The following is a 21897-nucleotide window of genomic DNA, read 5'->3' on the forward strand; positions in this document are numbered from 1 at the left end:
AAAAAAGTTTCTGATTATCTCCTTTAGTAAAATTATGAGTTAGATGCTTTAAGTCTTAGGAGCTATGATGTCTAATATCAGGAGCATTTATGGATGTTGTTGTTTCCATTTTTCCCATAAAGGCTGCGTATCCTCTGCAGGGCGAACGCACGGGATTTCTGAAACCCTTGCTGGGCAAGGATCTTGATGAAAAAATAGGCTAAATTAAAAAACGCCAAAACCCTTGCTATTAAAGGATTCTTATACTTTAGATGCGTTTGCCCTGGTATCCTCTGGTTGTCCATCATAGTTGAGTAACTGATCTGAAATTATCACCCATGACTGGGCACTGCGTGTCCAAATGTTACCTACTGGGCGTAACCAACTTGTATCATCTAAGGTTCCAGCTTTGACATTGATAGTATCGGTTTTATAAGTCCGTTCATGGAACAATCGCGTTCCGCAGTCGCCACAAAATAGGTTATTTACTTCACGTCCGCTATCATTTTTCCGAGTCCAAGCTTTCGGTTTTCCCTGAACAATTACAACAGCATCTCGTAGTACCGTAAGAGACATACCAAAGGCACTAGACGATTGTTTCTGACACTCCTTGCAGTGGCATAGGTAAAGGGTTAAAGGTTGGGCATGAATTTCATAACGAATCTGTCCACATTGACAACCTCCAGTATATGGAATCACAAGTTTTATCTCCTGACAATTTGTGTTGCTTTATTGTAACTAAAACTATCTCAATCTTATAGCGGGTTTTAGTAGACACAAACAGAAGACTTATGAACACGATTCTCTAAATCCTCTTCATCCTTCATCTTCATCCGATTCATCATCCTCACTCCAATACTGTTGAGGTGCATTTCCGTGAACTTCTAAAATTTTTGGTTTTTTGATTTTGTTATCAGGTGGATTAATCGCTTCTAACTGCACATCAAATTTCCAGTTATCACCAAAATCATAAAGATAGGTCATTTTATCACCCGGTTCTAGAGACACATCACCAATCTGCACTTCGTCGGCAAATGGGGGTGTTTCCATATAGGCATGACCGATTTTTATAATGCGACCAAAATGGTCTTTATAACTAAACTCGTACAGGTGATCGTAATCAAAGTCAAAAGCATCAAGAATTGTCTCTGCTAGCCAGCTTAATGGTTTTTTGGCTGGTATGGCAATGCGTCGCCAAGCCTTAGAAAGGGATACTTTGAAAATATAAATCCCGTCAGTAAAGCCTTGCTTGGGAACAAGTAAATTATGCTCCCATTCTGGAAAAAAGGGTTGAAAATATGACTGTAATTTCCCAAAAGTTACATTTACATCATCCTGTAATTCTCCTCGTATACCCAATGGAAAAAGGAATTGCAACATAGCATCACCAAATGGCAAGCATTGTAAACTAGTAATGCGCCATCCTTTGCCTTCTGTTGGCTTTCCATGTTTAATAGATAAAAATCCAAATAACTCTAATAGGGCAACATTATGCAACCCAGGGTAATAACTAATATTGGTTTGGTCTTCATATTTAGTAAATTTTAAACCTTTATCTGGGACACGGGGCCAAAGTTGAATACATCTAAATAAATTCCCCAATGAATCTTGATGTTCACCTAAGATTTCGTTATTTCCCCAAATCAACCAGGCTTCTAATAAATTGAAATAGCGTTCTGTTAAATTCAGGTTTGACCATGATTGCAAAGTTGCTGCGTCTAAAACTAAAATCTGTTTCTTCCCTTGGGATCTAATTTGGGCTATCCCAGAACTGCGTAATAGCAGATATAGTCCATTAATGTAAGGGTATGATTTCTGTACAGGGCGTTTGAGTTTAGTTTCAATTGGGTGACTTAACAGAGAATTCAATTCTGATAGTACTTTCAGTGGTAGAAGAGTATTAACACTACTAACTTCCACTCCATTCGGTTGTAATAAATCTATCAGAGTTTGAAAATCACGCAAAATTGTACCGGGTTGATTTTCATCAATACTGAGTTCTTGCAAGAGTTGTTGTTGTGACTCTGTTAAGGAAGGTAGTTCAGGATTGAGTGTGCGTTCTAGTCGCGCAAATAAATCTTCCATAAATAAAAATTATAAATTCTCAATTCACAATTTAACCTTGTGTTCTTTATACGATGAGTACCAAAATTATCCTAATAAACCCTGACCCTATAAGTGTCATAGTAGGTTTATCAAGACCGTAAGCTTAATGAGATGTGAATGATAATATTCTCATCTTCTAGTTGACAATCCCAGGAGTTTGATATGAATAGTAACACTCACCGTCTACAGATGATTTTAGCTGATACACCTATTAATACAGTATTACCTGCGATCGCTCAACTAAATCTACCTAACTGGTGGTTAGCCGGTGGTGCAGTCCGAAACACTGTTTGGTCTTCGATTTTTGGCAATGACTGTGGGTTAGGGATTAAAGATTTTGATATTGCATTCTTTGATATAGAAGGAAATCGTTCTCAAGAACTAGCAGCAAAGGCGACTCTCACAGAACAATTTCCTCATGACGAGTTTGATGTCAAAAATCAAGCCAGTTTTGCTCGTTGGCGGTCTGGTAGCAGACCTTACACTAGTACAGAAGATGCCATCGCAGAGTGGCTGCACACTGCTACTGCTGTCGGAGTTAGACTAGATATACAAGGCCAATGGCAATTTTTCACTCCCTACGGATTGGATGACCTGTTTGATGGAATTATTCGACCTACACCAGCACATACTCATAATATAGATGCCCACAATAAGGCATCTGGATTCTTGCAGAAGTGTCCTAATCTGCGTTTGGCGTAAAAGTTAGAGTAGCTTTTCCGTTACAAGGGAATAATCGCGTTTCAATTTATAACCCTTGAATACGGAATCACAATGTTAATAATTTTCTACCACTGGGAATAATTAAAGTAGAACCCCTTTTATGACAAGACGGGGGGTAGTACTAATTTTGTAAGTTTATAGGCAAAAATCAATGCCAAATCGTACTGGATACCCAATCAACTCAACTCTCCACGAAGGAATCCAAACAATTATTTATCAAACACAAATGCCAAAGACGCAACAGCGAGTTATCCTCAAGTTGCTTAAAAATGAATATCCTACCCTTGAAGCCTTTACTCGCCTGAAAAATGAGTATCAAATTCAGCAAGGTTTAGACCATCCCAACATAGTTAAAGCCATTAGTCTAGAAACCTTTGCTAATCGAGTGGGACTGTTATTAGAAGACTTTGGTGGTCAATCTTTAGCCCAAATTCTTCAGACAGAAAAACTTGACTTAATTAACCATTTAAATATTGCTATTCAACTGACTAAAGCTCTAGATTATTTACATAAACACCAGATTATTCATAAAGATATCAAGCCTAGTAACATAATTGTTAACTCCCAGACAGGTATTGTTAAACTCACTGACTTTGGTATAGCCTCCCGCCTCAATAAGGAAAATCCCCAATTTAATAACCCTAACTGCGTTGAAGGTACACTTGCCTACATGTCTCCTGAACAAACAGGGAGAATGAATCGTATTCTTGATTATCGTACTGACTTTTATTCTCTCGGCGTGACTTTATATGAAATGCTCACCGAGAAAACACCATTTTTTAGTCAAGACCCCTTAGAACTAGTTTATAGCCATATTGCTGTTCAACCGATAAATCCACAGTTATTAAATCCAACAATTCCTAACGCCATCTCAGAAATTGTGCTGAAGTTGATGGCGAAAAATGCTGAAGACAGATATCAAAGTTCTATAGGATTATTAGCAGACTTAGAGTTATGTCTTAAGCAGTTAAAATCTCAGGGTATAATTACTGATTTTGTTCCAGGTCGTTTAGATGTCTTAAGCCAGTTATTAATTCCTCAAAAATTATATGGTCGTGAAAGCCAAGTTAATGAACTGCTAGCTGCATTTGAACGCGTTACATCTGGAACTAGTGAGATGATGCTAGTTTCTGGTTATTCAGGTATTGGTAAATCAGTTTTAGTTAACGAAGTTAATAAACCCATTACTCGCAGACAAGGTTACTTTATTTCTGGTAAATTCGACCAATTAAAACGAAATATACCTTATGCTTCTTTAATTCAAGCTTTTGCTTATTTAATGCGGTATTTACTGACAGAGAATAATGAAAAAATAGAAACCTGGCGTGAAAAAATATTATCAGCTTTAGGAACAAATGGTAAAGTCATTACTGACGTAATTCCAGAAGTAGAATTAATTATTGGTACACAGCCAGATGTTGCCCAAATTGGTGCAACAGAATCACAAAACCGATTCAATCGAGTTTTTAAAGAATTTATCCAAGTTTTTACCCAAAAAGAACATCCCTTAGTCATATTTTTAGATGATTTGCAATGGGCAGATTCAGCCACATTGAATTTAATCCAACTACTTATAACTGATAATGACAGCAAATATCTATTATTTATTGGTGCATATAGGGATAATGAAGTTAATGCAGCACATCCTTTAATTCAAAAAATAGAAGAGATTAAGAATGCTGGCACAGTTGTTAATAACATTGTGTTGCAAGCTTTGAATTTAGAGAATGTGACTCAACTAGTTGCAGAAACTTTACAAGAAGCAGATATTAACCCTGATTCTGAATACAGAACTTTTAGCGATAAGATTATCCAGCTAGCTGAATTAATTTCTAATAAAACAGGTGGAAATCCATTTTTCCTCACACAACTTATTCAAGCACTTCATCAAGAAGAACTTTTGAAATTTGACTTTATTCAGGCCCAATGGCAATGGAGTTTAAAGGATATTCAAACAATTGGAATTACCGACAAAAATGTAGTTGAGCTAGTTGCCAGTAGAGTTGAGAAGCTACCAAAATCTACCCAAGATGTTTTAAAATTAGCAGCTTGTGTGGGTGACAGATTTAGTCTTGATGTTTTATCGATAGTCAATGAAAAATCACCTTCCTTGACAGCCAATGATTTACACTCAGCTTTGCAAGCGGGATTAATTCTACCTTTAAGTGAAGCTTACCGTATTCCTTTAGTTTTTAATCAAGAAGAAGCGGTTAATTTAAATTTAGACACTTCACGAGTGGGTTACAAGTTCTTGCATGATAGAGTACAACAAGCAGCATATTCGCTAATTCCAGAAGAACTCAAGAAATCTACTCACTCAAAAATTGGACAATTGCTTCTACAAAATATCCCAAAGGAGGAAATAGAAGCTAATATTTTTGATATAGTTAATCAGTTGAATGTAGGTATTGTTAACCTAATAGAACAATCTGATAAAACTGAATTGGCACGATTAAACTTAATTGCAGGGCAAAAAGCTAAAGCTTCTACAGCTTATGAAGCTGCGCTTAAGTATTTTACAAATGGGATAGAACTTTTAAGTATAGACGCTTGGCAAACTGAATATACCTTAACTTTATGTTTATATGAAGGAGCCGCAGAAGCAGCCTATCTAGGCGGTAATTTTCAGCAGATGCAGCAATGGGCTGAGGTGGTGCAGCAAGAAGCCAAAATCCTTCTAGATAAAGTGAAAGTCTATGAAGTACAGATTATCGCTTCTATCATTCAAAGCCAACAACTAGAAGCCATTCAGATAGCAGTATCAATTCTAGAATTGTTAGGAATAAGTTTTCCAGATGAACCGACATCAACTGATATTCAGCAGGGGATGGATGATATTGCTGTTTCTTTGAAAGGGAAAGCCATTGCAGATTTAATTAACTTACCATTAATGTCTGATCCGAACAAGATTGCAGCCATGAAAATCTTAATGGGAGTTCTCCCTGCGGCTTTTCAAACGGCTCCTGTAATGATGCCAATTATTGTCTGTAAAATGGTCAATTTGTCCTTAAACTATGGCAATACAGCTGTATCCGGGTATGGTTATAGTCTTTATGGCTTACTTCTTTGTGGAGTTCAAGGAGAAATTAATTCTGGCTATGAATTTGGTAAATTAGCTTCTAGTTTGGTGTCACAATTTCATGCTGAAGAACTCAAAGCTAAGATTCTAACGGTTGTTAGCGCTCATGTTATGCACTGGAAAGAGCATGTTAGGGAGACATTAACATCATCAATGTCTGGATATGCTAGTGGTCTAGAAACCGGAGATTTAGAATATGCTGGCTATTGTGGTTACATTTATCCCTATCATTCCTTTTGGTTGGGCAAGGAACTTTGGGTTTTAGAAAAGGAATTAATAGCTTACTGTGAATCTCTGAAAAAAATCAATCAGCAAGTAGCTTTAACTTGGAATTTAGTATATTTACAAACAGTTTTAAATTTGAAAGGAAATTACGAAAATGTAGACTGTTTAATTGGAGAAGCTTACGACGAGCAAAGTATGCTGCCAATTCATCAGCAAGTAAATGATCTTTACACAATTAATCATTTATTTGTCAATAAACTAATGCTCTCTTACATATTTGGAGAGTATTTTAAAGCTGTAGAAAATGCTGCGATCGCAGAAAAATCTTTAGGTGGTGTTACAGGGTTGTTTGTTGTTCCACTGTTCTATTTCTACGATTCTTTAGCACACTTGGCTATATATCATACTGCTAAAGAGTCACAGAGGCAAGCTATTCTAGAAAAAGTCCAAGCTAATCAACAAAAGATGGAACTCTGGGCTACTCATGCTCCGACGAATCACTTACATAGATTTTATCTCGTGGAGGCAGAACGGTGTCGGATTTTGGGCCAAAATCTGGAAGCAATGGACTACTATGAAAATTCTATTGCCAAATCTCAAGAGAATGGTTTTCTCCAAGAAGAAGCTTTAGCTTATGAGTTAGCAGGAAAATTTTATCAATCTCTAGGTAAAGAGTTAATTTATCAAACCTATATAACTAAAGCTTATTATGCTTGTATTCGTTGGGGTGCGATCGCTAAAGTTAAATACTTGGAATCAAAATATACTTTTCTAGTAGGACAAACTACTACTGTAGAAACTACTACTTCCAAAATAGATACAATTCACCTCACCACTACCACAACTACGAATAGTAGTAGCTTAAGCGATTTTTTAGACTTTAATACATTCATCAAGTTTTCGCAAGCGATTACCAATGAAATTGTTTTAGAGAATTTGTTGAGCAAGCTCATCAAAATTTTACTAGAAAATGCTGCCGCACAAAAAGCAGTACTACTCCTACTCAAAGATAATCAACTATATATCGAAGCTTCTGGAAATGCTACCGTCAATGTAGTGACAGTTTTACCCTCTATTACGGTTGAAACTTATCAGGATTTACCGCTCTCTGTGATTAATTACGTTTTTCGCACTCAGCAATATCTTGTGTTGAATGATGCAATAACTACAGAACCGTTTAACCTTGATATTTATATTCAGGAATCTAAAATAAAATCAATCTTTTGCTTGCCCATAATTTACCAATCACAGCTTACAGGGATTATTTATTTAGAAAATCAGTTGTCATCAGGAGCTTTTGTTACAGAAAGAATAGAGGTATTAAAAGTCTTGGTTTCTCAAATGGCTATTGCCATACAAAATGCCCGTTTATACACAAGAGAACAAGACAAATCTAGAGAATTAGAACAGTCAATCAAAGATTTACAAGAGGCACAACTACAACTTATTCAAAGTGAAAAAATGTCTTCTTTAGGAAATTTGGTTGCAGGTGTAGCACATGAAATCAACAATCCAGTTGGTTTTATTACAGGTAGTATCGCCCAAGCAAAAGATACTGTTAATGATTTAATAGGCTATCTGCAACTATACCGAGAAAAATTCCCGAATCCTGGTGCTGAAATTGAAGAAAAAGCCGAAGAAATAGATATAGATTTTCTCCTAGAAGATTTACCCAAAATGATTGATGGTATGACGGTAGGAACACAGCGCATTCGCAACATTAGTACTTCTCTCCGTACTTTTTCACGCGCTGATACTACCTCTAAAGTATTAGCTAATATCCACGAAGGTATTGATAGTACTTTGTTGATTTTACAGCATCGTTTGAAAGCCGATCATAACCGTCCAGCGATTCAAGTCATTAAGGAGTATGGAAATATTCCATTAGTGAAATGTTATTTAGGACAATTGAATCAGGTGTTTATGAATATTATTGCAAATGCAATTGATGCTTTAGAAGAAGCAAATATCGGTCGTAGTTTTATGGAAGTTCAAGAAAGCTATCCAAATATTATTACTATCTTAACTAAGATAGAAGAGAATAACAATCTGACAATTAAGATTCAAGATAACGCTAAAGGAATGTCAGAAGAAGTTAAAGCTTGTATCTTTGAAAATCTATTTACAACCAAATGCGTAGGAAAAGGTACAGGATTAGGATTATCTATTAGTCGCCAAATTATCATAGAAAATCATAGTGGAAGTTTGATTTGTGAATCAGTCTTGGGACAAGGAACAGAATTTATAATTTCTATTCCAGTTTTGGGATAATAATCTCTCATGATAGAGATAGATTAGCAAAGCTATAGCAACCGATACTCGAATTATTTGATAATTCGGGTATTTTGTTTGTCAGGAATAATTCATTACATTCTCTTTTTTAAGCTTGCTAAAGTAAAGGTTATTTTGCGGTTAAAAACTATGCAACTGGTAAAATCATTACTTAACCAAATCAACATAAAACTGGTCTAATTTAGCACTTAAAACTTTACGTATTGCCTGCTATCATAATAACTAATTGTATACATCAAATCTTGTACTATCTTTCTCATTTACTAACTGATATAAAAATAAACTCTAACTAAATATGCAAGAATTTTAGTCTAGTTTTTATCAGCTCATATCAGCCGTAAATTAAGTTTGCAGGAAGTTACAAGATGCGAAAATCGTAAAACTTAAGGTGGTTATCCTGTGGAAAAAAGAAGAGAAGGTGGGCGGATAGTTCCAAAGGCTATCTCGTTTTTGTTCAATCAGATTAGCTTGATTGTGCTTGCAGTTATTCTTGTGCTGTTTATTGGAGGTAGGTTTGAACTAGCAAGTGCAACTCAACCTAACGCAGAATTAGAAATTCAAAAATTAACATCCTGTTACGCCCTGGGAACTGATGCCATTGGTAGAGGAAATCTCCTAGAAGGAAAAAATATTTATCGGGATTGTTTTACTCAAGATGCAGTCCTGACTGCCGTTTTTCCTGATGGGACAACTCAAACAAATTATGGGACAGATGCTTGGGCAGATTTTGTCTATTCAGTATTTCAAGGGAATGGTTATACAGCTACCCAACACTTAATGGGTACGATCAACATTTCAATTGAGAATAATAAAGCAGTGATGACTTCTTATCTCCATGCGACTCACAAGCGCTCGGAAACTAGCATTGATGTCGCAAATGGCACTTATGAAGATCAAGTTGTCAACATAAATGGGCGCTGGAAAATTCGTAAACGTACTCTCAAACTCATCGATTTCTTGAATCTCAGTTCACCGACAGTTGATTCTTCAAATGCTAATGCCCGAAGCAGTAATTCCTCAGCTAATTTTGTAAGACCAAAAATGTCTGGTTTCAATCAATAATCTTTCACAGCGATAAGGCAAAAATAAAAAGTAAAAAGTAGAGAGTACTTTTTACTTTTTATTCTGTTTAATGTATGAGTAAAGAAGTTCGCGTAGGCGTAGCCCGTCGTAGACATCGCTCCGAGGATTTACAATTAAACATGGACTATTACCACCACTTCCATTACTTACAATAACGACAGTAATACCAGCTTTTGGGCAAACTCCTAAACAACTGGTGCTAACTACCCGAAATTCACCCCATAATCCCTCAATTTTTAAACGAGATTTTAACCAATTCTCTAAGTTTTCAGAAGCCGTTGAGCCTGATTGCTCGTTTGCACATTGCGAACACACAAGCACCAAACCAGACTCCCATCGGGGAGGAACACTGGGAATAGAAGTTTCTAACGGGCGAGAATTTATTAAAGGCGATGTCTGCTGAGAAGTAGATGCAAAACTTTTAAAGATACGTTGAAGCAATCTTTTAATACGCTTGATCAATTTTTTCATGGACGATCCTATTTGTTTCTCTGAACAACTTAAAAAGACCTCTCCCTGGTTTTACTATGTAAAACCGTCCCTCTCCGAAGCGGAGAGGGATAGAGTTGAACTTTAATAGAGGTTTGTTGAAGAGGATAGTGGAAAATTGCCGTTTAGTCTGTTCTAGTAGATCATTTAGTTCCAACAAGAATCAGCGTTTCTGAGCAATTTGCTGCAAGTATGTAATTAGCTGTTCTCCTGCGGTGTCGATGTGTCGTTTTAGCAACCTGACAGCAGCTTTTGTATCCTGCTTTTGACAAGCATCTAAGAGTTGATAGTGTTCTTTTTGCGATCGCTCTTGGTAATCCATCTGCGCTAATTGTACGCGAACATAGCGATCGCAATTAACGTGTAAAGTTTTAATCATCCCCAACAACCTGGGACGTTCAGCAGTGGCGTACAGCGTCGCATGGAATTCCCAGTTGAGTTTTGCCAACATACCTGCATCAGTTGCTTGGTCTGTCGCTTCTAGAATCACAGCAGCTTTTTCTATATCTGTTTCCTTGAACTTGGGTATTGCCAACTGCATCGCTTTCACTTCTAAAGCGCTGCGAATTTCACAAATTTCTTGCGCCTCTTGTGCTGTCAACACCGATACGATCGCACCACGATTTAGATGCAGTGTCACCAATCCTTCTGCTTCTAGCTGCTTGAGCGCTTCACGCACGGGAATACGACTAACTCCAAACTGAGTGGCGATTTCATCCTGTCTCAGAGATTGTCCTTCTTGAAAAATGCCGCGCAGAATCGCTTCCCGCAAAGCATCGGCAATTAAATCTGGGGTACTGCGTTGTTGCAGCACATTGGCTGCTAAGTCATTTAAGTTCATATTGGATATTGTATACAAAATAGAAAAGATTGTATACAATATCCAAAGTAAGTTTTTTAAACATCCCTTCAATACCACGGGAGACAATTATGAGCATAGCATCTCAACCAGACCGAGTTATCATCTTCGACACCACGCTACGGGATGGCGAACAGTCACCGGGCGCAACCCTCAATGTAGAAGAGAAATTAGCGATCGCTCATCAACTAGCTCTCCTTGGTGTCGATGTGATTGAAGCAGGTTTTGCCGTTGCTAGTCCGGGAGATTTTCAAGCTGTCAAAACCATTGCTGAACAAGTTGGAATACCTGGTGGGCCAATCATTTGCAGTTTAGCTAGAGCGATTCGCCAGGATATTCACGCCGCCGCCGAAGCCTTGAAGGGCGCAGATCGTCCGAGAATCCACACGATGATTTCTACCTCTGATATTCACCTGAAATATCAATTGAAAAAGTCTCGTAGCGAAGTATTAGCGATCGCATCAGAAATGATTGCCTATGCTAAGTCGTTTGTAGACGATGTAGAATTTTCGCCAATGGATGCCAGCCGCACTGAACCAGAGTTTCTGTATCAAGTTTTGGAGGCAGCGATCGCAGCAGGTGCAACTACAATCAACATTCCTGATACCGTTGGTTACTGCACACCCAAAGAAATCGGAACTCTAATTCAGGGAATTCGGGAAAATGTTCCTAATATCGATGGAGTGATTCTTTCCATTCACACTCAAAATGATTTGGGTTTGGCGACAGCTAACGCATTGGCAGCAATTGAATACGGTGTGCGTCAGGTGGAGTGTACCATTAATGGCATTGGGGAACGGGCTGGGAATGCAGCATTGGAAGAGATTGTGATGGCGTTGAAGGTTCGCAAACCATTTTTCAACCCTTACTTTGGTCGTCCGGTTGATGCCGATACACCCCTGACTAATATTAAGACTCAGGAGATTTATAAAACCTCGTCTTTGGTTTCCCAATTAACTGGGATGCTGATTCAGCCTAATAAGGCGATCGTGGGAGCAAACGCTTTCGCTCATGAGTCTGGTATTCACCAAGATGGGATCATCAAGCACCGCGAAACTTATGAAATCATGGAAGCTGCTGCGATCGGTTTGCCAGAAAATCGCATTGTTTTGGGCAAGCACTCTGGACGAAATGCTTTCCGTACCAGGCTCAAAGAATTGGGTTTTGAATTGAACGAAGCAGACTTGAATAAAGCCTTCAATCGGTTCAAAGAAGTCGCTGATAAGAAAAAAGAAGTCTCAGATTGGGATTTAGAAGCGATCGTTCGAGATGAAACGCAGATGCAAGTAGAAAGTAGCTTCCAAATCGAACACGTTCAGGTAATTTGTGGTGACTGCACTTGTCCAACTGCAACCATTACAATTGTTACCCCCGATGGCAAAATCCTCACAGATGCGAGTGTCGGCACTGGCCCAGTGGATGCGGTGTATCAAGTAATTAATCGATTGGTACAGATTCCCAATCAACTAATTGAGTTTTCTGTCCAATCTGTGACTGAAGGAATTGATGCACTAGGAACTGTGACAGTTCGCTTGAAGCATCAAGAGCGGATATTCTCTGGTCAAGCATCTGATACTGATATCGTGGTAGCCGCAGCTTACGCTCATATCAACGCTCTAAATCGTCTTTATCGTTATTTGCAAACAGAGAGATCCCATTTTGATGAGATGAACTCTGCTGTTGTATCTAGGTAGATCATAAAATTTACGCAAAACTATACCCTGTAGGGGCAATTAATGAAATTGACCCTATAGCGTGTTTCTACACACATAAAATTCTTTCTTGGCGAAAAAACTTGACATCAAAGCGCTTTAGTAGTAAATTTGTACTATTAAAGCACTTAATTGTTGCATAAAACTTTAACACTCCCGATTGCGCCAACAGGAGAGCAAAATTAATGAGGCTATCTAAGGTAGACTTGAGCGGTTTAGTAGCGATCGCTCACTCTGATGGATATTTGCAGTTGTTGCTAGATCGAGGTGACGAACTAGAGTTTTTGGAAATTCCGGCACCGATACAAGCTTATGAAGGATTGCAAGAACTAAACGAGGCAATCGCCCATACGCCTGCACTACCTTTTCAAGAAGAACCAATAGCTATGTTACCAGTTAGCTCATCAATGGCGATCGCTGTAGGATATGATCGCGACGAACAAATTTTGCAAGTTGAGTTTCAAAGTGGATCTGTTTATCAGTACTTAGGCGTAGACGAGGATACCTGGGAAGATTTACACGCCTCTGATTCAGTTGGCAGCTTTTTCAATCAAGAGAGTGAAGTACCCCAACCTGCTTCGCTGAGGTTGGGGCTTCCAACATCATTGAATCAGTGACGGTCTTATTCGTCTACGGAGTTTCCCGTCTCAACCGCCGTCGCCACGTTAGGCATTCCACTTTACGTGAAATTCGGGACTAAACTCGATCATGGTCTTACACAGCGTCCACAGGCAGCCGCCCGTCTACCACAGGCAGTTTGATTTTTGTTTTGTACAACACCGCTTGGATTTATTGCAATGGCATACCAGCTAACAGTGTTCTTTCCCCGATCTACCGATTTGTCTGCGGCAAGTATCTTACTACTACTTTGAAGTTAGCCTGTCTGTTCAATACGGTCGGGAGGATTAGCAACCATTTATATAATAACATAGATGTATCCATAGCGGTGATACATTATGAAAGAAAGATCCATTAGAGTTAGGTTATCGCAGAAACGGAACGACAAGCTTAAGGCTTATGCACAAAGCAAAGAAAAAACAGTTACACAGTTGGTCGAAGATTGGATCGATAGGTTGCCTAGTCCCAAGATTGACGACTCCTTATCCACCCCAGGGCAAACGCATCTAAAGTATAAGAATCCTTTAATAGCAAGGGTTTTGGCGTTTTTTAATTTAGCCTATTTTTTCATCAAGATCCTTGCCCAGCAAGGGTTTCAGAAATCCCGTGCGTTCGCCCTGTTATCCACCCCACTCCATAAATCTTTCTGACGATTGATGTCGGTTGTCGCTGTTTTCGTCATCGTCCGGCTATCCATCCCCACCGCATAGGCGGATGGGGAATTCCGCCGAATCAGTTAAAGGCAGATATGACTGCGATCGTCTAGATAATGCAGATTATACTATTGACTAATAACTGCGTGTAGGGTTTTCAATTGGTACGCGATCAAGTGTAAAAAATTCTTGTTGTCACCCAAACCATAAACAAGAGCAACAAGATCATACACCAGTGGTATTTTCTTCAGAGACAATAGAGAAAGCCCACATAATCAAACGCAGTTATGACGACTACACTTGTTTCTGCTGTTAAACCAAAAGCCGAAGATAGTTTTGCCATTAGCTTTGCACCATTGTCTCTTGAAGAAATCTATGCCAAGTCAGACGATCCAGCCAACGGTGCTGTGGTTCTGATGAGTGGCGTAGTTCGCAATCAAACTGATGGTAAACCTGTAATTGCTTTAGAGTATCAAGCTTATGAACCTATGGCATTGCGGATATTTTATCAAATTGCTGCTGATATTCGCTTATCTACGTCTGATGTAAATCGGGTAGTGATTCATCATCGCACCGGACGTTTGCAAGTTGGAGAAATTAGCGTTTTAGTAGCAGTGGGTTGTCCTCATCGGAGTGAGGCATTTGAAGCTTGCCAGTATGCTATTGATACCCTCAAACACAATGCACCTATATGGAAGAAAGAACATTGGCAAGATGGTTCTAGTCGCTGGGTAAGTATCGGTGCTTGCGAACAGTTAGCAGAAAATTGTTCTTAGAGCAATCCTATGTAAGGCTGCGCTTTATTCACGTAGGGGCAATTCATGAATTGCCCCTAAAGTCTATAGTTTTACATCAGTATTTATAAGAAGAATTCAGAACTCAGGAGTCAGAATTCAGTATGAATTCTGTACGAGTGGGTGATGAATATTGGTTCAAACCTCGCCCCTGGTGGGCGAAAAAATTAAAATATTCTCGCCTTAAAACTCTATCCCTTTATGGGTAGAGTATTCTGAATTCTGAATTCTGTATTCTGACTCCTATTTTACATTCGCAAAACAACAATTTTTGTTGCATTTGTTTACAAAAACTACATTGCTCTATTGAGGTTTGTAAATAATTTGTATTTCCCCAAGGAATATTCCTTTAGACTGATCTTTAACTGAGAAATGTGGGAATAAACACAAATGCATTCGTTAAATATATTTTGTCACGAATTTGTAGTTGCTGTTTCCTTTGTAGCTTGCATTGTTGGACTGGTGTTACTTTGGGACAGTAAGCAACAAAAAAGTGACGTGGAAGAAACAGAAGTGATTCTGTTTAGAATGAGCTTTACTTATTGGCTAGTTTACTGTGTAGCTTTTGGCATAGAGAAAATGATTTTACCCGAATGGGAATCTGTAGTTATGACTTTGAAAATAACTACCGCTCTGTCATATTTCTTAACTTTTTCGTGCATTGTTAGTCTGCCACTACACAAATTTGCAGTCCACCGCGTTGAAGAATAGACATTGGGCGTGGGGAACGATCAAGATTTCATTGCGATCGCTAATGCCGTTTCCAGTTCTGACTGCGCCAAAGGAGTTAAAATAAACACTTCTTGTACCGTCTTACCCTGCCGTGCAATTACTTTATAGCCACCGCGAATCGGTACTGAGACACGCAGTTGCATTTTTGGACAATGACCTCTTGCCCGGCCAATCACTCCTGGCGTTACCGTTTGGATGCCATCTTGCTGACAAAGACGTTCTAAAATTGGGATCAGACCAGAAAGGTGTGTCGAGTGATTCCAAACCAGTCTGGCAGCTTTTTGTGAAGTTGCCCGGAGGGAATCTGCGGTGGGTTTGCCCATAATAATTAAGCTGCTTCTAGAGGTGCCATTGTCAAACCTGCTCGGCGCAACTGCTGGTGATAAAGTTCCGCAGGTTCTTGAGGGCCGACCCAAACGATCGCTTGACCTTCATAGTGTACCTGATTAGTCAGATCCCACGCGCGATCGCCACTCATTCCCGGAATATATTTCATCAAACATTCAGCCACATGTTGGAATGTATTAAAATCATCATTTAATACAATCACTTTGTAATTCGGATAAGTCTTACGGGTAACTTGACTAGACCGTTCAGGAGTTATAGTTGGTGCTGTGGTCATCCCGTAAACATCTGCTGAAAGGTTCGTAACCATATAATAATTGGTCAATAAGATTTTACAAAACTACAAGTAACTAGTTTAGTACATTGTCATTTGTCCTTTGTTTTAACAAATGACCAATGACAAATGACCAATGACTATCTACCGCCAATTATCCCAGTTTTCGTTAAAAATGGATGTATCAGGGAAAGCGGTGGGGTTGCCATTTTGTTGTAAAAGCCGTTTGAGAGCTTCGAGTTGTGGCTCTTGTTTGGGTAAGTTATCGACTAGTTGGTAGGGTGCGATCGCATTTTTGATGGCAAAACTAGCAACAGTTCCCGCAGCTGCGCCAGACGACCATTCAAAGGAATGAACTCGATAGGCAGCAGCAGCAATATGACTAGTAGCAATGCTTTTGCCTCCTACTAGTAAATTATCAATTTTCTGAGGAATCATAGCTCTGAGAGCGATTTGGAAGGGATAAGCTTGGCCTGCACCACGCCTTTCACCTGGACGTTCTGTGTTACCGGGGGCTTCTGGGGGACTATTCAGCATACAAGGATGGAAATCTATAGCATAGTGACCAATACCCACAGCATCGGGGAAGATGGTAGAACGAGTCCGTCGCATTGCTTTGTCTGGTGGGACTTTACCATCAATTACTGATATTGCTTCCAAACCTGCAACTGCTGCTCTTAGCCTCCGATACATATCTTCTGGCAGAGTCTTGGAGTAATACTGATCATTGTAATCTCGGCGAGAAATATCAATTTCCCAAATACCAAAGCCACCAGGTTGTCCCCAACTGGGGCGGCCAATGATGCGCCGTCCTTCGCGCATATAGGGATATTTCGATAAGCCATGCACTGTTCCCATCGGGGAATTTAGCCCAGAAACAAAGCGGTTATTGGTTTGCTGCTGCTTTATACCCTCCCCCAGTTGGGAATCTGTAGTCCCAGCTACTAACCAGTAATAGAATGAGAGGGCATTTTCCTCAGCTTTGCGGAGGGCTTCTGTCCGCAGTCCCCCCATCCAGCCTCCTGGTTGTAACTGCCCAGTTCCTTGTAACTGTTGGCGACTGTAAACTAGGTTATCCTTGGCTGTTCCGGGGCGGTAGTCGTTACCCCAAGTCCAGTTTTGCATAGATATATCCCCTGGTGTGGCAGCAGTAAAACTTACACCTCCAAATTTTGCTGGTTTCCCTTTGTTTGGACTCCAAATGCGACGATAGGTGAAAACTAAATCAAAGTTAGCCAGTCGGGTTAATTCATAGCTAAAATATGGCGCATATTGTAAATAGAATGGGGGCATCGTCTGGGGTTGCGGTTCCTTAGTTGCCTCCATTGCAAAGGTGTAGGTAAATCCTTGAGGGCAATAAGGATCGTTATTGGTGCTAGAAGAAGAGGGTTCTAGGTAAGAACGGGCATCAATGCCTAATCGATAGGGAACATCAGCAAGGGCAATAATTTCTCCAGTTTCGCTGGCATCTACGACGTACCACTTCGGAGCATCCCCTTTCGCTTCCTTGGGGAGAAAACGGAGAATAGTTTTAGTAAATCGAGATGAGTTTTCGTAACTATAAGAATCTTCAATACTTTGAGATAAAGTAAAGGTATTGAGAGGTGGTGCGCCTTTTGGTGGTTGATGTTGGATAGCGATCGCACTATTAATTATTTTGCCATCAGCAGCAATTTCCAAATCCTTAATTACCGTGTTGGGAAACCATTGCAACTTCCCTTTGCCCTGCTTTTCGGCATCTTTGAGCATATCGACCAAAATGGCGTGAGCATCGCGGGGAAGAAAGCAGGAGTCACTTACCCAACAGTCACCGGGGTTAAGTTTACCGTATTTGCGCCCAATGCGGTTTCGCAATTCTAGGTAGCCGCGAGAATAGAATTTGAGAGCCCGTTGAGTTGGGCGTTCGTCTAACGCAGATGTCCCTTGAGAAGAAATTTGTCCTCCCAGCCAGTCAGTAATTTCCGTCAGACAAACTGTTCGTCCTGCTAGCAACCCCTCATAAGCTGTGGCGACACCAGATAGTCCACCACCCACAACTAAAATCTCGCAGTTCACAGTTTTATCTGGGGTTCTCGGTAGTGTAGCGTTCGCCTTTGGCGTTGGCGCAGCCATCGCGGGATCAAATGCAACTAAGGTAGATATTAAATTGAAACCGATCAGCGATGTCAAGCTATAAGCTACTTTGTGTCTGTGCTTCATGGTTAAAAAACCGCTCCAAATCCTGTGTCACCTTGTAGAAGGTAGCATCCAGGAAATGTTCATCACAAGTTTATAAGGGTAAATATATTTAAATATAAGTTTTATACCTAAAATACTCAGTATGTCGGTAAAATGTACCTTGAAGTTATTAAAACTCAGTTAACAGTTCTGATTGCTGAGTACTTTTTTCCTCATCTATGACACAACGACAGGCAAACTATAGGACTCATATTTGAATTCTGAAAACATTCAGTACAACTCAAAGAGGCTCCTTAACTGTTGCCTCTTGCCTCCTATGCAAATAATTATGGCTACGCTACGCTGTGCGAACAGAAATCAAAGTGGATTGCTATATTACCTGGAAAATATTCGCAAAACATCATCTGCTCTGCCAACGCACAGAATTCTTAAATGAGTAACTAATAATGTTTAACTGAAACTGTGCTGATTTGATCTCTCTTTCTGAAATTAAAAACTGCTCTTGCTGAAAGTAGACAAGAGCAGTTTTTAATCGCAAAGCCCAAAACAAGAATTTAGGCATCTTCAAGTTCAAATTGAGCTACCGTAACAGCATTAAAAGCGAATGCCAAAACTAATGGCATCGGCGACTGAAACCAAAAGGTAAAAAGAACAGCTATGATTGTGCCAATCACTGCGGACATAGACCACAATCTTTCTTCAAAGGTCAATCCCTTCTCAGCTTTAATGCCTCTAAGAACATTAACTGGGATTGGTTCTGGCATTACCCCACCCGGCGGGAAAGCCCAGAAGTTGTTACGTCGCTCAACAAATAAATCTGTCCAGCCATTTTCTTGGCACCATGCCTCAATCCATTGAAGTGAGTAATGATTCATCATCGGGTTTGGGAGTTCGGTTTGTGGAAGTTGTGTACTCGGTGAATGTAAACTCTTAGAGATTCCTGAAGAACTAACTAATCGCTATAAAATTAACGCTAATTATCCAATTTTTAAGCTTTGTTAAGCACTGGGAACGCTTATAATTGCGCTCAAACCTTGCTTTCACTAATTAAAAGATTAGCAGTTGATGCCGATTGTTTAATTTAAAAGACAATAAACTTTACTTGGAAAGTTGTAAGTCAAGAATTGTAAATAAGTCGGTGAGTATTACTGCTTAATAAAACCCTTTATATCCTGAAATTAAAATCTAAAAATGAATAATTGTGAACAAATCAACAAGTATTAGGCATCGTCTGTTGTAGATATTGTTTTATCCAGCAAAAATATTCCTTTAGAGTTAGAGATTTCAAATTCTCTCATCATTAAGAGTGATATTATGCTCACCTTCTATGTTTTGCTAAAGCTTGCTTGATGTGACAAGTAATTTATACTCAATTATTGCGATCGCTATTTAGTAATTATTATCCTGCTTTAGTGCGAACGCTCATAGATTGCCTTTCTCTACCCAAAGTCGGAGGCATAATTTTGCTCAAGGTGAGAAGCTTATGCCCTTTTTGCGTTACAAAATATTAAGGAAGGGAAATACACATCCCCCAAATCCAGTAGCAAGGCTGCGAGTCTCAATTAGAATTAGCCAGTCTTGCTAATATTCAAATGCGGTAAGCTTAAATGCAGCGATTAGACACCAAATTGACTCTCGATATGTTTTGGCGGCAAGGGTTGGCGTTCCTTCTTGGAATTATTATCTGGTGCGTGGCTGACCCCGCGCTGGCAGTAGACTGGACTCATCCACTGTCATTTAGCAATGCAGAGTTGTCAAGACGTGATTTTTCTGGTGACAGTTTGCAAGCTGCGGAGTTTTCTAACGCCAACATGGAACTGGCTAACTTTTCAAACGCTGATTTGCGGGGAGCAGTCATGAGTGCTTCGGTGATGACAAAAGCAAATCTCCACGGAGCAGATTTAACGAATGCAATGGTCGATCAGGTAAACTTGACTAAGGCCGATTTGAGTGATGCAATTTTCAAAGAAGCTCTTTTGCTCCGTGCCATCTTTAATGATGTGAATATAGACGGTGCAGATTTTACAGATGCAATTTTGGATAGAGCGCAAATTAAAGAACTGTGTACAAAAGCCAGTGGTGTGAATTCCAAAACAGGTGTGCAAACTCGTGAATCTCTAGGATGTCAATGAAACGTGTTGGTGTAATTGGTGGTGGGCAACTTGCCTGGATGATGGCGGATGCAGCACAGAAGCTAGGAGTAGAATTAGTAGTACAAACTCCAAGCGTTCACGACCCGGCCGTGTCAATCACTCAGGAAACTCTCTTCGCGCCAGTTGATGACGCAAGTGCTACGCAAATATTAGCTCAAAAATGCGATGTCATCACCTTTGAAAATGAATTTGTTAACCTGCAAGCTTTATCTGTTTTAGCAGAGCAAGGTGTTTGTTTCCGTCCCAGCTTAAAAGCTTTAGCTCCACTTTTAGATAAATATCATCAGCGTTGCTACTTACGCGATTTGGGTTTACCAGTTCCTCGATTTTTCGCCCTTGACGAGGTAGAACATCTCGAATCAAAAATAGAATATCTAGGTTTTCCAGCAGTCCTCAAAGCCCGCCGCCACGGTTATGATGGTCAGGGTACTTTCATAATTCAGGATTTTGATACTTTAGAGCAAAAGCTAAGTTATGAAACTATAACAAAACCTTTAAATGAATCACTTTTCTTGTTAGAAGAATTTGTCCCTTTTGAAAGAGAACTAGCAATAATTGCAGCGCGTTCTGTGGAGGGAGAAATTGTAACTTATCCAGTAGTGGAAACCCAACAAGAACAACAAGTGTGTCGGCGGGTGATTGCGCCTGCTGATATTACACCCAATCAAGTAGCAGAAATTCAAGCGATCGCACATACTCTATTAAATAGCCTAGAAGTAGTAGGAATTTTTGGAATTGAGCTATTTCTGGGTGCTAATGGCAAAGTGCTGGTAAATGAAATTGCGCCTCGTACCCACAATTCTGGGCATTTTTCTATTGATGCTTGTGAAACTTCTCAATTTGAACAGCATCTCAGGGCCGTTTGTGGTTTACCTTTAGGGAATCCAGCTTTGCAGTGCGCTGGTGCCGTGATGGTTAACCTGCTGGGGTATGAAAATTCTCACAGCGACTACCAAAGCCAGCGTCAACAAATAGCAGAAATTCCCCAGGCGCACGTTCACTGGTATGGGAAGACAGAATCACGTCCTGGGCGGAAGTTAGGGCATGTTACCGTTTTACTGGATAATCAAAATAGAGAATCGGCAAGTGCGATCGCCCACACCATAGAATCTATCTGGTATCCCAGGTAAATTGAGCAGAAACTTTCGATGTTGAACACACAAAATCTTTTGAAAAGCTATAATGAGTGAGTTGCACTACGACGTTGGTGACTGCCATCAAGTTTTTTGATCTATGCCTTTAATGACAAGGGAGTCAACTGTTCTCGTGGCAGTATACCGGGCATGTACCCGGAAACTTTAAACGAGGAATTTAGGTTCCCACCTGGATAAACCCAGGTCATAAACTTAGGTAAAACGGCGTCGCGGTGAACTTAAAATTATTAGCTCTCAAAATCAGTTAGAATTTGGGAGCTTTAATTATTTAAATGGTTATTAATTGTAGTAAAAACTAGACATCCTAAACTAACGTGATGTCAAGTTTAGTTAATTCCTAAACTTGAATAATTCCACTCTGATTGTAGAGATGTAGAACTGCTACTTGTAGAGACGTAGCAATGCTACGTCTCTACATTCATTTTTGGAGATGTATTTTTAATATTTGC

At 39.6% G+C, this 21897-nt stretch carries 17 protein-coding genes and 1 other RNA gene; 10 read left to right on the forward strand and 8 right to left on the reverse strand.

All coding sequences use genetic code 11. The annotated features are described in order from the left end of the window. Window positions 1-240 precede the first annotated feature (240 nt). Together FD724_RS23375 and FD724_RS23380 are read right to left on the reverse strand one after the other, a co-directional pair. Window positions 241-678, reverse strand: coding sequence for a GFA family protein (locus tag FD724_RS23375; RefSeq protein WP_179074268.1), 438 nt, complete (start codon window positions 676-678; stop codon window positions 241-243). 117 nt (window positions 679-795) lie between these two features. After that, complete coding sequence (locus tag FD724_RS23380; RefSeq protein WP_179074269.1) at window positions 796-2064, reverse strand: plasmid pRiA4b ORF-3 family protein; 1269 nt, start codon at window positions 2062-2064, stop codon at window positions 796-798. Window positions 2065-2247: 183 nt separating this feature from the next. Here FD724_RS23380 and FD724_RS23385 point away from each other — a divergent pair, with 183 nt between their 5' ends. The 3 genes from FD724_RS23385 (at window position 2248) to FD724_RS23395 (ending at window position 9466) form a co-directional block, all read left to right on the forward strand. After that, complete coding sequence (locus tag FD724_RS23385) at window positions 2248-2787, forward strand: nucleotidyltransferase family protein (RefSeq protein ID WP_179074270.1); 540 nt, start codon at window positions 2248-2250, stop codon at window positions 2785-2787. A 172-nt stretch (window positions 2788-2959) separates the two neighbouring features. Continuing rightward, complete coding sequence (locus tag FD724_RS23390; RefSeq protein ID WP_179074271.1) at window positions 2960-8383, forward strand: ATP-binding sensor histidine kinase; 5424 nt, start codon at window positions 2960-2962, stop codon at window positions 8381-8383. 420 nt (window positions 8384-8803) lie between these two features. Further along, entirely contained in the window at window positions 8804-9466 is a 663-nt protein-coding gene (locus FD724_RS23395) for a nuclear transport factor 2 family protein (protein ID WP_179074272.1), read from the forward strand. A 51-nt stretch (window positions 9467-9517) separates the two neighbouring features. On the opposite strand, the gene FD724_RS23400 is transcribed toward FD724_RS23395, so the two are convergent. Both FD724_RS23400 and FD724_RS23405 read right to left on the reverse strand, forming a co-directional pair. Next, window positions 9518-9958, reverse strand: coding sequence for a (2Fe-2S) ferredoxin domain-containing protein (locus tag FD724_RS23400; RefSeq protein WP_179074273.1), 441 nt, complete (start codon window positions 9956-9958; stop codon window positions 9518-9520). A gap of 181 nt (window positions 9959-10139) precedes the next feature. Further along, a complete protein-coding gene (locus tag FD724_RS23405; RefSeq protein WP_179074274.1) occupies window positions 10140-10817 on the reverse strand; it encodes a GntR family transcriptional regulator in 678 nt (225 codons plus the stop codon). A gap of 89 nt (window positions 10818-10906) precedes the next feature. Here FD724_RS23405 and FD724_RS23410 point away from each other — a divergent pair, with 89 nt between their 5' ends. The 4 genes from FD724_RS23410 (at window position 10907) to FD724_RS23425 (ending at window position 15323) form a co-directional block, all read left to right on the forward strand. After that, entirely contained in the window at window positions 10907-12529 is a 1623-nt protein-coding gene (locus tag FD724_RS23410; RefSeq protein ID WP_179074275.1) for a 2-isopropylmalate synthase, read from the forward strand. 203 nt (window positions 12530-12732) lie between these two features. Next, a complete protein-coding gene (locus FD724_RS23415; protein ID WP_179074276.1) occupies window positions 12733-13164 on the forward strand; it encodes a KTSC domain-containing protein in 432 nt (143 codons plus the stop codon). Between the two features lie 941 nt (window positions 13165-14105). Beyond that, window positions 14106-14594, forward strand: a complete 489-nt coding sequence (locus FD724_RS23420) for a molybdenum cofactor biosynthesis protein MoaE (RefSeq protein WP_179074277.1) — start codon at window positions 14106-14108, stop codon at window positions 14592-14594. Between the two features lie 408 nt (window positions 14595-15002). Beyond that, complete coding sequence (locus tag FD724_RS23425) at window positions 15003-15323, forward strand: hypothetical protein (RefSeq protein ID WP_179074278.1); 321 nt, start codon at window positions 15003-15005, stop codon at window positions 15321-15323. A 20-nt stretch (window positions 15324-15343) separates the two neighbouring features. Here the strand turns inward: FD724_RS23425 and FD724_RS23430 are convergent, their stop codons facing one another. The 4 genes from FD724_RS23430 to FD724_RS23445 all read right to left on the reverse strand — a co-directional run bounded on the left by FD724_RS23430 (window position 15344) and on the right by FD724_RS23445 (window position 19019). Next, entirely contained in the window at window positions 15344-15667 is a 324-nt protein-coding gene (locus tag FD724_RS23430; protein ID WP_179074279.1) for a DUF2103 domain-containing protein, read from the reverse strand. Between the two features lie 5 nt (window positions 15668-15672). Further along, window positions 15673-15999: an ATP-dependent Clp protease adapter ClpS gene (gene clpS, locus FD724_RS23435; protein WP_114081844.1), complete on the reverse strand. Its 327-nt coding sequence runs from the start codon at window positions 15997-15999 to the stop codon at window positions 15673-15675. A 108-nt stretch (window positions 16000-16107) separates the two neighbouring features. Next, a complete protein-coding gene (locus FD724_RS23440) occupies window positions 16108-18162 on the reverse strand; it encodes an FAD-dependent oxidoreductase (protein WP_179074280.1) in 2055 nt (684 codons plus the stop codon). Window positions 18163-18695: 533 nt separating this feature from the next. Then, entirely contained in the window at window positions 18696-19019 is a 324-nt protein-coding gene (locus FD724_RS23445) for a hypothetical protein (RefSeq protein WP_012410419.1), read from the reverse strand. Between the two features lie 762 nt (window positions 19020-19781). On the opposite strand from FD724_RS23445, the gene FD724_RS23450 reads away from it, so the two are divergent. The 3 genes from FD724_RS23450 (at window position 19782) to ssrS (ending at window position 21668) form a co-directional block, all read left to right on the forward strand. Next, window positions 19782-20273 carry a pentapeptide repeat-containing protein gene (locus tag FD724_RS23450; protein WP_179075602.1) on the forward strand — a complete coding sequence of 164 codons (492 nt, stop codon included), beginning with the start codon at window positions 19782-19784 and terminating at the stop codon, window positions 20271-20273. Next, window positions 20270-21424, forward strand: a complete 1155-nt coding sequence (locus tag FD724_RS23455) for a 5-(carboxyamino)imidazole ribonucleotide synthase (RefSeq protein WP_179075601.1) — start codon at window positions 20270-20272, stop codon at window positions 21422-21424. The genes FD724_RS23450 and FD724_RS23455 overlap by 4 nt, the downstream gene beginning before the upstream one ends. Before the next feature lie 60 nt (window positions 21425-21484). Beyond that, window positions 21485-21668: non-coding RNA, 6S RNA (gene ssrS / locus FD724_RS23460), on the forward strand. The last annotated feature ends 229 nt before the right edge of the window (window positions 21669-21897 follow it).

Source organism: Nostoc sp. C057 (assembly GCF_013393925.1).
GTDB lineage: Bacteria > Cyanobacteriota > Cyanobacteriia > Cyanobacteriales > Nostocaceae > Nostoc > Nostoc muscorum_A.